We start from the raw sequence: 15,880 nt of genomic DNA on the forward strand, positions 1-15,880 counted from the left end.
GGCTTTCGCCGCCGGGCCGTCGCCTCGTGCTGCCGGTCCTGCTCGTCGTCGTGCTGCCGGTCCTATACCTCGGCTCAGGCGGCCTCGGTGCCGCCCAGCTCGGCGGGGACGGCGTCGGGGACGTCGGCCGGTCGGTCCGAGCCACGGAACACGAGCTTGGACTTGTCGATGTCCTCCGGGTCGCCCTCGCAGTCGACCACGACGATCTGGCCCGGGATCAACTCGTTGAACAGAATCCGCTCGGACAGGTTGTCCTCGATGTCACGCTGGATCGTGCGCCGCAGCGGCCGAGCACCCAGGACCGGGTCGAAGCCCTTCTTCGCGAGGTACTTCTTGGCGTTGTCGGTCAGCTCCAGACCCATGTCCTTGTTGCGCAGCTGGGTCTCGATCCGGGCGATCATGATGTCCACGATCGAGAGGATCTCGCCCTGGCGCAGCTGGTGGAAGACGATGGTGTCGTCGATCCGGTTGAGGAACTCGGGGCGGAAGTGCTGCTTCAGCTCGTCGTTGACCTTCTGCTTCATCCGGTCGTAGGTGGACTCGGAGTCCTCCGACTGCTGGAAGCCCAGCGACACCGCCTTGGCGACGTCCCGGGTGCCGAGGTTGGTGGTCAGGATGATGACCGTGTTCTTGAAGTCCACGATCCGGCCCTGACCGTCGGTCAGCCGCCCGTCCTCCAGGATCTGGAGCAGGGTGTTGAACACGTCCGGGTGGGCCTTTTCGATCTCGTCGAAGAGGACCACCGAGAACGGCCGACGCCGCACCTTCTCGGTCAGCTGCCCACCCTCGTCGTATCCGACGTAGCCGGGAGGGGCACCGACGAGCCGGGACACCGTGTACCGGTCGTGGAACTCGGACATGTCGAGCTGGATGAGGGCGTCCTCGCTGCCGAACAGGAACTCCGCGAGCGCCTTGGACAGCTCGGTCTTACCCACGCCGGACGGGCCGGCGAAGATGAACGAGCCGGACGGGCGCTTCGGGTCCTTCAGGCCGGCCCGGGTGCGCCGGATGGCCTTCGAGACGGCCTTGACCGCGTCCTCCTGGCCGATGACGCGCTTGTGCAGCTCGTCCTCCATGCGCAGCAGGCGGGAGGTCTCCTCCTCGGTCAGCTTGTAGACCGGGATGCCGGTCCAGTTGCCCAGGACCTCGGCGATCTGCTCGTCGTCGACCTCGCTGACGACGTCGAGGTCGCCGGCCTTCCACTCCTTCTCCCGCTGCGCCTTCTGGCCCAGCAGCTGCTTCTCCTTGTCGCGGAGCTGCGCGGCGCGCTCGAAGTCCTGCGCGTCGATCGCGGACTCCTTGTCCCGACGCACCTGCGCGATGCGCTCGTCGAAGTCCCGCAGGTCCGGCGGCGCGGTCATCCGGCGGATCCGCATCCGCGCGCCCGCCTCGTCGATCAGGTCGATCGCCTTGTCCGGCAGGAAGCGGTCGGAGATGTACCTGTCGGCCAAAGTCGCGGCAGCCACGAGAGCGGCGTCGGTGATGCTCACCCGGTGGTGCGCCTCGTACCGGTCGCGCAGGCCCTTCAGGATCTCGATCGTGTGCGCCAGGGACGGCTCGCCCACCTGGATCGGCTGGAACCGCCGCTCGAGGGCGGCGTCCTTCTCCAGGTGCTTGCGGTATTCGTCGAGCGTCGTGGCACCGATGGTCTGCAGCTCGCCCCGGGCCAGCATCGGCTTGAGGATCGACGCCGCGTCGATCGCGCCCTCCGCCGCGCCCGCGCCGACGAGGGTGTGGATCTCGTCGATGAACAGGATGATGTCGCCTCGGGTGCGGATCTCCTTGAGCACCTTCTTCAGGCGCTCCTCGAAGTCACCCCGGTAGCGGGAACCGGCGACCAGCGCACCCAGGTCGAGGGTGTAGAGCTGCTTGTCCTTCAGCGTCTCCGGGACCTCGCCCTTGATGATCTTCTGGGCCAGGCCCTCCACCACGGCGGTCTTGCCGACGCCGGGCTCACCGATCAGCACCGGGTTGTTCTTGGTGCGGCGGGACAGCACCTGCATGACCCGCTCGATCTCCTTCTCCCGCCCGATGACCGGGTCGAGCTTGCCCTCCCGGGCAGCCTGGGTCAGGTTCCGACCGAACTGGTCCAGCACCAGGCTGGTCGACGGCGCGGCCTCACCCGTCGTCGTCCCGGCCGCCGCCGGCTCCTTGCCCTGGTAGCCGGAGAGCAACTGGATCACCTGCTGGCGGACCCGGTTGAGGTCGGCGCCGAGCTTCACCAGGACCTGGGCGGCGACGCCCTCGCCCTCGCGGATCAGGCCGAGCAGGATGTGCTCCGTGCCGATGTAGTTGTGGCCGAGCTGCAGCGCCTCACGCAGCGACAGCTCCAGGACCTTCTTCGCCCGCGGCGTGAACGGGATGTGCCCGCTCGGCGCCTGCTGGCCCTGACCGATGATCTCCTCGACCTGCTGACGCACACCCTCCAGCGAGATCCCCAGACTCTCCAGGGCCTTCGCCGCGACACCCTCACCCTCGTGGATCAGGCCCAGCAGGATGTGCTCCGTACCGATGTAGTTGTGGTTGAGCATCCGGGCCTCTTCTTGGGCCAGGACGACAACCCGTCGCGCTCGGTCGGTGAACCGCTCGAACATGCCCTCGTGCTCCTCACATGCCGTGCGCCTTGATGGTCAGATCTCGGCGGGGCCGGTGCGCGGACGTCCGGGACGGGCGTCCTTGCCTCATTACTCTATCGCCGCGGGCCGACTCCGCTGAGGTCGTGTGTCCTCCGCGGGGGTCCGGTACGCGTCGTTTTAGCCAACCGTCCGCGCTCAGGGCGTGTTCCGGGGGCTCCGCGTGTACGCGCAGAGCGAAATTCGGACGGGCGGAGGGACGGGCCTGCGGGGCTCCGAGCGGGCCCGCTCGGACGGATTCTCCACCGGCTGTGGACAACGCCGCGGCGGCCCGGGTTCTTTCCGGCCGGAGGCGGGACCGGCCGGGGCAGGAGGTGACGCGGCGACGCCGGCCCGGAGGCGTGCTCCGGCCCGGCGTCGGTGTCGCCCGTGTCGGGGATGTCCCGCCGACGGCCCTATCGCACCCGGCGACGGCTGCGGTCACCCGGGACCGACTCGGCGCTCAGCGCTTGGCGTGGAACTCGTCCACGATCTCCTGGGGGATGCGCCCCCGGTCGGAGATCTCCTTGCCCTCCCGCTTGGCCCATGCCCGGATCGCCTTGTTCTGCTCGCGGTCGGCGGTGGCACCGCCCCGGCCGCGCGCGGCCCGCCCGCCGACCACCACGCCGCCCCGGCCCACCTTGGTGCCGTTCGCGACGTAGGGCGAGAAAACCTCCCGCAATTTCTCGGCGTTCGTGGCAGAGAGGTCGATCTCGTACTGAACGCCGTCGAGCGCGAACTTGACGGTCTCGTCAGCGTCCCCGCCGTCCAGGTCATCGACCAGCTTGTGAATGATCTGCTTGGCCACGTCCCACATTCCTTTCGAGCAGGGTGATCCTGCAAACTAAGAGCACAATAACCCGCCCGATGCTTGCCGCGTCAATAGGATGCGGTAACTGCCCCTGCCGGGGGCGGCCGGTCGACTACTCCGCGCGGACCAACGGGAAGAGGATGGTTTCCCGAATTCCCAGGCCCGTGAGCGCCATCAACAGCCGGTCGATTCCCATTCCCATGCCACCGGCCGGGGGCATTCCGTACTCCATGGCCCGGAGAAAGTCCTCGTCCAGCCGCATGGCCTCGGCGTCGCCGCGCGCCGCGAGCTGGGCCTGGGCGACCAGCCGTTCCCGCTGCACCACCGGGTCGACCAGCTCCGAGTACGCGGTGCCCAGCTCGAACCCGAGGACGTAGAGGTCCCACTTCTCGGCCAACCCCGGCTCGCCGCGATGGGCCCGGGTCAGCGGGCTGGTCTCCTCCGGGTAGTCCCGCACGAAGGTCGGCGCCTGAAGCCCCGGCACGACCAGTTCCTCGAACAGCTCCTCGGCGAGCTTGCCCGGCCCCCACTTCGGGTCGACGGCCAGGCCGACCTTGTCGGCGTACTCGACGAGGCGGGCCCGCTCGGTGCGGACGGTGACCTCTTCGCCGAGCGCCTCCGAAAGCACCCCGAAGAGGGTCACGGAGCGCCACTCGCCGCCCAGATCGAACTCGCGGCCATCCGCGTGCGTCACCACGGTCGACCCGCCGACCGCGATCGCGGCCTGCTGCACGAGATTGCGGGTCAGCGCCGCCATCGTGTCGTAGTCGCCGTACGCCTCGTATGCCTCCAGCATCGCGAACTCCGGCGAGTGCGAAGAGTCGACACCCTCATTACGGAAGTTGCGGTTGATCTCGAACACCCGATCGACGCCGCCGACCACGGCCCGCTTGAGAAACAGTTCCGGCGCGATTCGAAGATACAGATCGGTGCTCAACGCATTGCTGTGAGTCACGAATGGCCGAGCTGCCGCCCCGCCGTGCAGCAACTGGAGCATCGGGGTCTCCACCTCGACGAACCCCTGCCCGTGCAGGCAGTCGCGCAGGCTGCGCACGGCCGCGGCCCGGGTGCGCACCATCTGCCGCGCCTGCGGTCGGACGATCAGGTCGACGTACCGCTGGCGGACGCGAGCCTCCTCGCTGAGCGGCTTGTGCGCCACGGGGAGCGGGCGCAGCGCCTTCGCGGTGACCGCCCACTCCTCGGCCAGCACCGACAGCTCGCCGCGCCGGCTGGTGATCACCTCGCCGGTGACGCCGACGTGGTCGCCCAGGTCGACGAGGCGCTTCCAGTCGTCCAGCCGCTGCGCGCCGACCCGGTCGAGGGAGAGCATCGCCTGCAACTCGGTGCCGTCGCCGTCACGCAGCGTCGCGAAGCAGAGCTTGCCGGTGTTCCGTACGAAGATCACCCGGCCGGTGACCGACACCCGGTCGCCCGTCGCGGTGTCCGTGGGCAGGTCGGCGTACCTCGCGCGGACCTCGGCCAGGGTGTCGGTCCGGGCGAACCCGACGGGGTACGGCTCGACGCCCTCGGCGAGCATCCGGTCCCGCTTCTCCCGGCGGACCTTCAGCTGCTCCGGAAGGTCGTCGGCGGGGTCGACTGGCACGGCGTTCTGCTCGGTCACGGCACGCTCTCTCAGCTAAGGAGTTTCGGTGGGGTCAGGCCCGAGCGTACTCAAGGGCTCCGGCGGCCGTTACGGGATAACCTGCCCGCCATGACCGACCCCACCGAGGCCCTGCCACACGCGGGGCCGCTGCCCATCGGGCACGGGTGAGAAGGGCACCCTTCTCTACCGAAAGCGTTGACAAGGGGCCCTTCCTTGCACCTCACACGTTGCGGTCGTAGACCATGCGCAGGCCGATCAGGGTGATCATCGGCTCGTGGTGGGTGATGGTGCGGCACTCGCCGATCACCACCGACGCCAGCCCGCCGGTGGCGATCACCGCCCGCACCTCGCCCAGCTCCTCGGTCATCCGCTCGACGATCCGGTCCACCTGCCCGGCGAAGCCGAAGTAGAGCCCCGACTGGAGACACTCGACGGTGTTCTTGCCGATCACCGACCGGGGCCTGGTCGCCTCCACCTTGCGCAGCTGGGCGGCCCGGGCCGCGAGCGCGTCGAAGGAGATCTCGATGCCCGGGGCGAACGCGCCGCCGAGGAACTCGCCCCGGCCGCTGATCACGTCGAAGTTGGTGGTGGTGCCGAAGTCGACCACGATCGACGGCCCGCCGAACAGGGTGTACGCGGCGAGCGTGTTCACCACCCGGTCGGAGCCGACCTCCTTCGGGTTGTCGATCGCGAGCTGCACGCCGGTGCGTACCCCCGGCTCGACGATGACACTCGGCAGGTCGGCGTAGTAGCGGGCGAGCATCGTCCGCAGCGAGCGCAGCGCGGCCGGCACCGTCGAGCAGGCGGCCACCCCGGTGATCTCCACGGCGTCACCGGCCAGCAGCCCCCGGAACATCAGCCCGAGCTCGTCCGCCGTGGACCGGGCGTCGGTCTTGATCCGCCAGGAGTGCACCAGCTTGTCGCCGTCGAAGGTCGCCAGCACGGTGTTGGTGTTTCCGATGTCGATGCAGAGCAGCACGCACGCAGCCTAGACGCCGGGCCGGGCGGCCGGCGTGGACCGGGCCGCCCGGCGGCTCACCGCGTCCGCAGGTCCAGCGCGACGTCCAGGATCGGCGAGGAGTGCGTCAACGCGCCGACCGACAGGTAGTCCACGCCGGTCGCCCCGTACTCCGCCGCCACGTCGAGGGTCAGCCCGCCGGTCGCCTCCAGCTCCGCCCGGTCCCCCACGGCGGCCACCACCTCGCGCAGCGTCGCCGGGGTCATGTTGTCCAGCAGCAGGAAGTCGGCGCCGGCCTCCACCGCCTCCAGCGCCTCGGCGAGGGTGTCCACCTCCACCTGCACCGCCACGTCCGGGAAGACCTCCCGGACCCGGCGGTAGGCCGGCGCGACGCCGCCGGCCGCGAACTTGTGGTTGTCCTTGATCATGGCGACGTCGTGCAGGCCCATCCGCTTGTTCGTGCCGCCGCCGGCCCGGACCGCGTACTTCTCCAGCGCCCGCAGGCCCGGGGTGGTCTTGCGGGTGTCCAGGACGGTCGCCTTCGTGCCGGCCAGCGCGTCCGACCAGGCCCGCGCGTGGGTGGCCACGCCGGAGAGCCGGCAGAGCAGGTTGAGCGCCGTGCGCTCGGCGGTGAGCAGCAGCCGGGTCGGCCCGGCCACCGTGGCCAGCACGTCGCCGCGGGCCACCCGCTGCCCGTCGTGGGCCACGAGCGACACCTCGACGGTACGAGCACCGGGGTCGGCCGGGAAGCTCGTCACCTCGGCGACCAGCTCGAACGCCGCCGCCGCCACGGCGAGCCCCGCGACCACCCCGTCGGCGCGGGCGACCAGGTCGGCCGTGTCGGTCTGGGTGGCCGGGATGGTGGCGACGCTGGTGACGTCCAGCAAGTCCGGACCGAGGTCCTCGGCGAACGCGGTGAGGAGCACCCGCCGTACCTCGTCCGGGTCCAGCCCGCCCGCCCGCAGCGCCTGCTCCGTCGTGTCCCTCATCGCTCTCCAGCCTCCCAGCGAGACGTCAGCCTGCCCTGCGCCCCGACCTCGGCGACCAGGTGGCCCAGCCACCGCTCGTCCGCCGTCGGGTAGTCCTCCCGCCAGTGGCAACCCCGGGTCTCCCGGCGGGCGTACGCGGCGGCGACCAGGGCCGACGCCACGGTGATCAGGTTCGTCGCCTCCCAGTCGGCGGTGCGCGGGGTGCCCCGGCCGGAGCCCAGCTCGCCCAGCGCCGTGGCCGTGCCCGCGAGCGTGTCCGCCGAGCGCAGCACGCCGGCGCCCCGGGTCATCGCCCGTTGCAGGGCGGGCGTCCCGTCGGCGGGAACCACCCAGCCACCCTCGCCGGCCCACGCACCGGCCTCGGCGGGCCGGGCCTGCTCGGGCAGGCCGGCGGCGATGTCCTCGGCGATCCGGCGGGAGAACACCAGCCCCTCCAGCAGCGAGTTGCTGGCCAGCCGGTTCGCGCCGTGCACGCCCGTGCAGGCCACCTCGCCGCAGGCGTACAGGCCGGGGATGGAGGTGCGGCCGCGCAGGTCCGTGCGGACGCCGCCCGAGGCGTAGTGGGCGGCCGGGGCGACCGGGATCAGGTCGGTGGCCGGGTCGACCCCGATGGCCAGGCAGGAGGCGACGATGGTCGGGAAGCGCCCGGCCAGGAAGTCCCCGCCGAGGTGCCGGGCGTCGAGATAGACGTGGTCGGCGCCGGCGGCCAGCAGCACCCGGTGGATGCCCTTGGCCACCACGTCCCGGGGGGCCAGCTCCGCCAGCTCGTGCTGGCCGACCATGAACCGCTTGCCGTCGCCGTCGACGAGGTGCGCGCCCTCGCCGCGCAGCGCCTCGGAGACCAGCGGCTGCTGCGCCCGGCCGGCTCCGGGGACGCCGGCCCCGGCCGGGGTGATCAGCGCCGTGGGGTGGAACTGGACGAACTCCACGTCGGTGACCGCCGCGCCGGCCCGCATGGCCAGCGCCACGCCGTCGCCGGTGGAGACGGCGGGGTTGGTCGTGGCGGAGAAGACCTGGCCCATCCCGCCGGTGGCGAGCACCACCGCGCGGGCCAGCAGCGCGCCGACGCCGTCCTCGCTGCCCTCGCCGAGCACGTGCAGGGTGATCCCGCAGGCCGGGCCGAGCCCGCCGGGCCCGTCGCCGGGGGCGCGCAGCAGGTCCAGCACGAGGGCGTGCTCGACCAGCCGGATCCACGGGTCGCGGCGGACCGCCGCGTGCAGGGCCCGCTGCACCTCCGCGCCGGTGGCGTCCCCGCCCGCGTGCACGATCCGGTCCGCCCGGTGCCCACCCTCCCGGGTGAGCATGAGCGAGCCGTCGGGGTGCCGGTCGAACTCCGCGCCGATGCGCATCAGCTCCCGCAACCGGGTCGGCCCCTCCTCCACCAGCACCCGCACGGCGGCTGGGTCGCACAGCCCCACCCCGGCGACCTCGGTGTCGAAGGCGTGCCCGGCCGGGGTGTCCGCCGGGTCGAGCACGGCGGCGATGCCGCCCTGGGCCCAGCGGGTCGAGCCGTCGTCGATGTTGACCTTGGTGACCACGGTGACGTGCAGGCCGGCCTCGCGCAGGTGCAGCGCGGCGGTCAGCCCGGCCACCCCGGAGCCGACCACGATCACGTCCGTGGTCTCCACCCAGCCGGGCGAGGACGCGGCCAGCAGCGCCGGCAGGACGGGCAGGTCGACGGTCGGTAGGTCCATGAGCACAGTCAACCCGAACGCCGCTCACCCCGGGCGGCGGGGGCGGGACGAGTGGTTTGGGCTACGCCGGGCAACGGCGGTCCCCTCGTCCGGGTCGGGTGGGAAGGCGGTCACTTCGTCCGGACCGGGAGGCCGGCCGGGCCCGCGCCCTTCAGCGAGACGGTCACCGTACGGTCGCTGAGCCACAGGTGGCAGCGGACCCCCCGGTCGCCGACCCGCCAGCGCCCCGCCCCGGGCGGGCGGACCACCAGGCCGCTGCGGAAGCGCAGGTCGTCGTCGTCCGGCACGCCCGCGTACCGGGCCAGGACCGAGCGGCAACCGGCGTAGAAGGGGAGCCAGTCGGCGTCCCGGGTCGGGTACGGCTTGTCCGGCGCCTGCCACACCCCGACGAACTCGGCGTCGTGCCGGGTGGCGCACTCCACCGGCTTCAGCACCTGCGCGCCGCGCCGCCCGACGTTCTCGCTGCGCTGGCAGCCCAGCCGCAACGGAGAGGGCCCCTTCAGGGCGTCCCGCAGGCTGCCCGTGCGGGTGACCGGCACCGCGCCCGCCTCGGCGGTGCTCACCTCGGTCAGGTCGCAGCGGTACCAGCGGGCGCCGGACGCCCAGCCGGTCTTCGACGGCACCGCCACGGCCAGCCGGAGCCGGCCGGCCCGCCAGTCGTCCCCCACGTGATCCGTGGCCTTGGCGTCGCAGTCGGCGAACGGGGCACGCAGCTCGGCCGAACCGTTGCCCGGCGGGGCTGCCCGGTCGGCCGGGAACGCGCCGACGTGCACGGTCTCCACCCGGTGCGCGAGCACGCAGTCCACCGGCGCGTACGCCGACAGGGGCAGCACGTCGACGAAGTCGGCGACCTGGCAGACCCCGGCGGCCGGGGTGAACGGGCCGGCCGGCCCCGGGGCGGCCCAGTCGTCGGTGAGGTCGCCGTCGAGGCCGGTCGAGCCCCCACAGCCGGCCAGCACGACCGCCGTGACCAAGGCGGCGCACACGCTCGTCAACGCACGACGCATCGGGCCTCCCCAACCACCAGCTCGCGACGGGACCCAAGAGTAACCAGGGATGACCATCGGTGACATACCGCGTACGGGCAGACATCGAGTCGACTTCGGTTCGACCCGGACGCCTGGCGTCGCGGCCCCGGCCGGGGCGGGGATCCCGCGCGGGGCGGCCCGGGTCAGCCGACGACGGCCAGCGGGCTCGGGACCGGGTCGCCTGCCGTGCCCGGGGCCGCCGCGGCCGGGTCGCCGCCCAGCTCGACCACCCGGTTGGCGGCGTCGACGTGCACCACCCGGGGCCGGTACGCCCGCGCCTCGGCGTCGGCGAACTGCCCGTACGAGATCAGGATGACCAGGTCGCCGGGGTGCACGAGGTGGGCGGCGGCACCGTTGATGCCGATCACGCCGCTGCCCCGCTCACCGGGGATCACGTACGTCTCCAGCCGGGCGCCGTTGGTGACGTCCACGATGGCCACCTGCTCGCCGGGGAGCAGGTCGGCCGCGTCGAGCAGGTCCTGATCCACGGTCACCGAGCCCACGTAGTGCAGGTCGGCCTGGGTCACCGTGGCCCGGTGGATCTTCGACTTGAGCATCGTGCGGAACATCGGGATGCCTTTCGCGGGGCGGGGACGACGGGTCAGGAACGCGGGGCGAGCCGGATCGCCACGTTGTCGATCAGGCGGGTGGCACCGACCCTGGCCGCGATCAACAGCCGGGCCGGCCCGGCGACCGGGCCGGGCTCCAGGTCGGCGTCGGTGAGCGCCACGTAGTCCACCTCGATCTCCGGCGGCCCGTCGCCGAGCGCCCGGTGCACGGCGGCCAGCACCTCGCCGCCGTGCGCGCCCCGGTCGGCGGCCGCCGCGCCGGCGCGCAGCGCGGCGGACAGGGTCAGCGCCGCCCGCCGCCCGTCGGCCGAGAGGTAGCGGTTGCGGCTGGACAGGGCCAGCCCGTCCGGCTCCCGCACGGTCGGCACGCCGACCACCTCGACGGGCACGTCGAAGTCCCGGGCCATCCGCCGCACCAGGGTCAGCTGCTGGTAGTCCTTCTCGCCGAAGAACGCCAGGTCGGGGCGGGTGAGATTGAACAGCTTCAGCACCACGGTGAGCACCCCGTGGAAGAAGCCGGGCCGGCTCAGGCCCTCCAGGTCGTCGGCGAGCCGCCCCGGGTCCACCCGCACCAGGGGCTCGCCGTCCGGGTACACCTCGCCCCGGCCCGGCGCGAAGACCACGTCCGCCCCGGCCCGGCGGCAGACCTCCAGGTCCGCCTCCAGGGTGCGCGGGTACCGGTCGAAGTCCTCGTTCGGGCCGAACTGGAGCGGGTTCACGAAGATCGTCACCAGCACGTGGTCGGCCCGCTCCCGGGCGGCGCGCAGCAGCGTCTCGTGCCCGGCGTGCAGCGCGCCCATGGTCATCACCACGCCGACGGTGCCGGCCAGGGCGGCGCGCGCCTTCGTCAGCTCCGCGCGGGTCCGCACCAGCTCCGTCATGCCTGCCTCACCTCTCGTCGGGTCCCGCCGAGCACGTCGAGCAGCGGCTCGGCGTCCACCGGGCGCAGCCGGCCCGCCGCGATGGCCCGGTCCGCCGTGCGCCGGGCCAGGGCCAGATACGCCGCGACCGACTCGGGCGCGGTCGCCGCCAGCCGTTCCAGGTGCCGGCGTACGGTGCCGGCGTCGCCCCGGGACACCGGGCCGGTCAGCGCGTCGTCACCGAGGCGCAGGGCGTTCTCCAGCGCCGCCCGCAGCAGCGGGGCGAGCACCTTCTCCGGCTGGCCCACCCCGGCGTCGCGCAGCCGGTCCGCCGCCTCGTTGACCAGGGTGACCAGGTGGTTGGCGCCGTGCGCCAGCGCCGCATGGTAGAGCGGCCGGTCGGCCTCGCCCACCCACTCGGGCACCCCGCCGAGGTCGGCGACCAGCCGGGCGGCCAGCGGACGCAGCTCGGCCGGCGCGGTCACCCCGTACGAGATGCCGGCGAGCCGGCCGAGGTCGTCGGGCGTACCGGTGAAGGTCATCGCCGGGTGCAGGGCCAACGGGCGGGCCCCGACGGCGGCGGCGGGGGCGAGGACGCCCAGCCCGTGCGCGCCCGAGGTGTGCGCGACCACCTGGCCGGGGCGCAGCGCCCCGGTGTCGGCGAGGCCGGCCACCACCGCGGCGAGCGCGTCGTCGGGCACGGCGACCAGCAGCAGGTCGGTCGCGGCGCGGGCCACGGAGGTGGCGGAGCGGTTGCGGGCGCCGGGCAGCAGCAGGGCGATGCGGGCCTTCGCCGCCCCGGAGACCCCGGAGGCGGCGACCACCCGGTGCCCGGCGGCGGCGAGCGCCGCGCCCAGCACGGCGCCGACCCGGCCGGCGCCGAGGACGCCGACGGTCAGCACGCGGGGAAAGGAGAGCGGGGCGCCGGCAGGGGCGCCGCCCGAGGGTGCGGCGGCCCGCGCGGGGGCGGCCGGACGCGGGCGCAGCGGTGCGCTCATGGCAACGATCCAGTCCTCGAAGGGGGTACCGGTCGATGGCAAGTATGCGCCGCGGTGAAGTGGCCGTAACAAGAAGGTGTGAAAACCTTCACCGCCCGCGCAGGAACCCGGCGTCGACGAACTTGAAGTCGGTGTCCGGGCGCGCCCCGCCGTCCTCGCCCGGGGTTTCCGGGGTGTTCCGGCCGTCGTGCACCACCAGCAGCCCGCCGGGGAAGCCCGGCAGCGGCGTGGCGGTCACCGCCGCGCCGTCGCACTCCTGCGCGCCGTCCACCGCGCCGTCGACCACCGCGAACCGGCCCGTCGGGCGGCCGGTGCGCCGGTCGTACGTGTGGAACGTGTCGTCGCCCTGGGCGGAGACGACCAGGGTGCCGGTCAGGCGGCCCGTCCGGTAGATCGTCAGCCCCTCCACGTCCTGCGCGATCCGGCCGCCGAACCCGGGATCGGCCGAGTGGTCGGTCACGCAGTCGTCCTCCGCCGGGTCGAACGCCGCCGGCACGCCGTACTCGCGGACCCGCTCGACGAGCGTCGGAGCACCGGCGAGCCGGCCACCCACGAGCCGGGCCCGCCACAGGCCCACCTTCTCCTGCGCCAGGTGCACCACGCCGCTGTCCGGGTCCACCACGGTCCCCTCCACCTGCGGGCCGTCGCCCGGGTCGGTGCACGGCGACCAGGCGGTGCCGTCGGGCAGGGTGAACGTCGACGGCAGCGTCAGCCGGTCCACCGGCCGGTAGGCGACCCGCCCGGCGCGCTCGACCAGCCGGAACACTCCCACCTCCGGGGTGCTGCGCCGGCTCACCACCGCGTACGCGCGGCCGGCGGGGTCGACGTACGCGCCCAGCCCGTACGCGGTGCGCTGCTCGTTGACCTCGGCCTGGTCCCGGCTGAACGCGAACGGCGCGTCCGGCGCGGTCACGTCGGTGAGCAGCCGGGTGGCCGGGTCGATCCGGTAGAACCGGAGCTGGTCACGCCCCCGGTCGGTGACCACCGCCAGGTCGACCCGCTGCCCGCCGAGCCGGAACCCGGCCACCAGGTCGACGTTGTTGAACCGGCCCGACTCGTCGTCGGGGCCCGGGGCGGGCGGGGTGGCGATCGTCTGCCGCTCGCGGGCGGCCAGGTCGTAGACCCGCAGGCCGCCATTCTTGGCGGTGGCGATCACGAGGCTGCCGGCCGGGTCGGTCGGGTGCACCCAGATCGCCGGGTCGTCGGCGTCGGCGTCCCCGCCGGCTTCGTCGTCGTACAGGCTCGGGGTCTCGGCCACCGCCCGCACCGCGCGCGGCGCGTCGCCCCGGGCGGCGGGGGCGGCGGCGGCACCGGAGGCGGCCAGCAGCAGCGGTACGGCCGCCAGCGCGGGGATCACGATTCGTCTCATGCCCGCAGACCGTAGGGTCGGCACGGTGACGGACCCTGAACGCGGGATGAACTCCGTGCCGCTGCGCTGGCGGGACGCGATGAGCCGCGCCCTGTACGGGCCGGACGGCTTCTTCGTCTCCGGGACGGGACCGGCTGGCCACTTCCGCACCAGTGTGCACGCCTCCCCGGCGTTCGCGTCGGCGGTGTTCCGGCTCGTGTCGCGCCTCGACGCCGCCCTCGGGTTCCCCGCGCCGTTCGACGTGGTGGACGTGGGCGCCGGCCGGGGCGAGCTGCTGCGCGCCGTGGCAGCCCTGGCCCGTGCGGAAGCAGCCGTCCCCTCCCCGGCCGCCCCCTCCCTGGCGGGCACCGCTTCTGCCAGCGCCTCCCCGGCCACCGCCCCGGAGCCGCCGCCGCTGGCCCACCGCCTGCGCCTCACGGCCGTGGAACTGGCCCCCCGCCCGGCCGGCCTGCCACCCGACATCACCTGGACGGCCGAGACCCCGGAGGCCGTCACCGGCCTGCTGATCGCCACCGAATGGCTGGACAACGTCCCCCTGGACGTCGCCGTCCCCGCCGAGGACGGCTGGCGCTACCTCCTGGTGGACCCGACGACCGGCGAGGAGACCCCAGGCTCCCCCCTGACACCGGAGGACACGACCTGGCTGACCACCTGGCACCCGAGCCCGGTGATCAAGAGCTTTGCGTCAGCCGACGGCCCGGATCCTGACGCAAACCTCTTGATCACCGGGCTCGGGGGGCCGGTGGGGAGGGTGGAGGTGGGGCGGGGGCGGGATGTGGCGTGGGCCGGGGTGGTGGGGCGCCTGCGGCGGGGGGTGGCTGTTGCCGTGGACTACGGGCATCTGCGGGGGGCGCGGCCGGTGGGCGGGACGCTTGCGGGATACCGGGGTGGACGGCAGGTGCCGCCGGTGCCGGACGGGTCGTGCGACGTGACGGCGCACGTCGCCATGGACTCCGTCGCCGCCGCCGGCGAGCGGGTCGCCCGGTGCGCGTACACGTTGGTGTCGCAGCGGGAGGCGCTGCTCGCGCTCGGGGCCGACGGCGGGCGACCGCCGCTGAGCCTGGCCGGCACCGACCCGGCCGGGTACGTGCGGGCGCTCGCCGCCGCGTCGGCGGTGGCCGAGCTGACCGACCCGGCGGGCCTCGGCGGGCACTGGTGGCTGCTCCAGCCGGTCGGCGTCACGCTCGATGCGCTCATGGCACGATGACGGGCATGACCACGGACACCGGTGACCTGCGCGAGCTGACCGTCGGCACCGGGGCCGGCGGGGAGCAGCTCGGCACCGACATGGTGCTCAACATCGGCCCGCAGCACCCCTCCACGCACGGCGTGCTGCGGCTCAAGCTGGTCCTCGACGGGGAGCGGGTGGTCGCCGCCGAGCCGATCGTCGGATACATGCACCGGGGCGCGGAGAAGCTGTTCGAGGTGCGCGACTACCGGCAGATCATCGTGCTCGCCAACCGGCACGACTGGCTGTCGGCGTTCTCCAACGAGCTGGGCGTGGTGCTCGCCGTCGAACGGCTGATGGGCCTGGAGGTGCCCGAGCGGGCCACCTGGCTGCGGATGGCCCTGGCCGAGCTGAACCGGGTGCTCAACCACCTGATGTTCCTCGGCTCGTACCCGCTGGAGATCGGCGCGATCACCCCGGTCTTCTACGCGTTCCGGGAGCGGGAGACGATCCAGGCGGTCATGGAGGAGGTCTCCGGCGGCCGGATCCACTACATGTTCAACCGCGTCGGCGGGCTCAAGGAGGAGGTGCCGGCGGGCTGGACCGGCCGGGCCCGCGCCGCCATCGGCGAGGTGCGCCGTCGGCTGCCGGACCTGGACAACCTGATCCGGCGCAACGAGATATTCCTGGCCCGCACCGTCGGGGTGGGCGTGCTGTCCGCCGCCGACGCCGCCGCGTTCGGCGCGTCCGGGCCGGTCGCCCGGGCCTCCGGGCTCGACCTGGACCTGCGCCGCGACGAGCCCTACCTGGCCTACGACCAGCTCGACGTGCCGGTGGTGACCAAGACCGCCGGGGACTGCCACGCCCGATTCGAGGTGCTGCTCGACCAGGTGTACGTCTCGCTCGACCTCGCCGAGCGGTGCCTGGAGCGGGTGGACCGGCTCACCGGGCCGGTGAACACCCGGCTGCCGAAGGTGGTGAAGGCGCCCGAGGGGCACACGTACGCGTGGACGGAGAACCCGCTCGGCATCAACGGCTACTACCTGGTGTCGCGGGGCGAGAAGACGCCGTGGCGGCTCAAGCTGCGCACCGCGTCGTACGCGAACGTGCAGGCGCTGGCCACCCTGCTGCCGGGCTGTCTGGTGCCGGACCTGATCGCGATCCTCGGCTCGATGTTCTTCGTGGTCGGGGACGTCGACAAGTAGCGGCCGCCCATTGCCT

13 protein-coding genes are annotated in these 15,880 nt (G+C 73.4%); 2 read left to right on the plus strand and 11 right to left on the minus strand.

Translation table 11 applies throughout. The features are described 5' to 3' along the window. Positions 1–74: 74 nt before the first annotated feature. From ACFT41_RS06245 to ACFT41_RS06295, 11 genes are all read right to left on the minus strand, one after another. On the minus strand, positions 75–2,594 hold the full coding sequence (locus tag ACFT41_RS06245) for an ATP-dependent Clp protease ATP-binding subunit (RefSeq protein ID WP_377589523.1): 2,520 nt from the start codon (positions 2,592–2,594) through the stop codon (positions 75–77). Between the two features lie 481 nt (positions 2,595–3,075). Further along, a complete protein-coding gene (locus tag ACFT41_RS06250) occupies positions 3,076–3,420 on the minus strand; it encodes an Lsr2 family protein (RefSeq protein WP_198956599.1) in 345 nt (114 codons plus the stop codon). A gap of 115 nt (positions 3,421–3,535) precedes the next feature. Beyond that, on the minus strand, positions 3,536–5,044 hold the full coding sequence (gene lysS / locus ACFT41_RS06255) for a lysine--tRNA ligase (RefSeq protein WP_377589524.1): 1,509 nt from the start codon (positions 5,042–5,044) through the stop codon (positions 3,536–3,538). A gap of 202 nt (positions 5,045–5,246) precedes the next feature. Then, positions 5,247–6,005 carry a type III pantothenate kinase gene (locus ACFT41_RS06260; protein WP_377589525.1) on the minus strand — a complete coding sequence of 253 codons (759 nt, stop codon included), beginning with the start codon at positions 6,003–6,005 and terminating at the stop codon, positions 5,247–5,249. 56 nt (positions 6,006–6,061) lie between these two features. Then, positions 6,062–6,973, minus strand: a complete 912-nt coding sequence (gene nadC, locus ACFT41_RS06265) for a carboxylating nicotinate-nucleotide diphosphorylase (protein ID WP_377589526.1) — start codon at positions 6,971–6,973, stop codon at positions 6,062–6,064. Then, positions 6,970–8,667 (minus strand): L-aspartate oxidase, encoded by a 1,698-nt coding sequence (locus tag ACFT41_RS06270; RefSeq protein ID WP_377589527.1) that lies wholly within the window; start codon positions 8,665–8,667, stop codon positions 6,970–6,972. Before ACFT41_RS06270 ends, nadC begins: the two co-directional genes overlap by 4 nt. A gap of 110 nt (positions 8,668–8,777) precedes the next feature. Further along, on the minus strand, positions 8,778–9,674 hold the full coding sequence (locus tag ACFT41_RS06275) for a septum formation family protein (RefSeq protein WP_377589528.1): 897 nt from the start codon (positions 9,672–9,674) through the stop codon (positions 8,778–8,780). A 164-nt stretch (positions 9,675–9,838) separates the two neighbouring features. Continuing rightward, entirely contained in the window at positions 9,839–10,264 is a 426-nt protein-coding gene (gene panD, locus ACFT41_RS06280; protein WP_377589529.1) for an aspartate 1-decarboxylase, read from the minus strand. Positions 10,265–10,296: 32 nt separating this feature from the next. Further along, entirely contained in the window at positions 10,297–11,145 is an 849-nt protein-coding gene (panC, locus tag ACFT41_RS06285; protein WP_377589530.1) for a pantoate--beta-alanine ligase, read from the minus strand. Next, positions 11,142–12,122, minus strand: a complete 981-nt coding sequence (locus tag ACFT41_RS06290; protein ID WP_377589531.1) for a Rossmann-like and DUF2520 domain-containing protein — start codon at positions 12,120–12,122, stop codon at positions 11,142–11,144. Before ACFT41_RS06290 ends, panC begins: the two co-directional genes overlap by 4 nt. A gap of 88 nt (positions 12,123–12,210) precedes the next feature. Beyond that, positions 12,211–13,491 carry a phytase gene (locus ACFT41_RS06295; protein WP_377589532.1) on the minus strand — a complete coding sequence of 427 codons (1,281 nt, stop codon included), beginning with the start codon at positions 13,489–13,491 and terminating at the stop codon, positions 12,211–12,213. 55 nt (positions 13,492–13,546) lie between these two features. On the opposite strand from ACFT41_RS06295, the gene ACFT41_RS06300 reads away from it, so the two are divergent. Both ACFT41_RS06300 and ACFT41_RS06305 read left to right on the plus strand, forming a co-directional pair. Then, on the plus strand, positions 13,547–14,698 hold the full coding sequence (locus tag ACFT41_RS06300) for an SAM-dependent methyltransferase (RefSeq protein ID WP_377613759.1): 1,152 nt from the start codon (positions 13,547–13,549) through the stop codon (positions 14,696–14,698). Then, complete coding sequence (locus ACFT41_RS06305) at positions 14,695–15,864, plus strand: NADH-quinone oxidoreductase subunit D (RefSeq protein ID WP_377583911.1); 1,170 nt, start codon at positions 14,695–14,697, stop codon at positions 15,862–15,864. The genes ACFT41_RS06300 and ACFT41_RS06305 overlap by 4 nt, the downstream gene beginning before the upstream one ends. The last annotated feature ends 16 nt before the right edge of the window (positions 15,865–15,880 follow it).

Origin of the sequence: Micromonospora sp. NPDC057141 (genome assembly GCF_042670805.1) — a bacterium.
In the GTDB taxonomy this organism is placed as follows: domain Bacteria; phylum Actinomycetota; class Actinomycetes; order Mycobacteriales; family Micromonosporaceae; genus Micromonospora.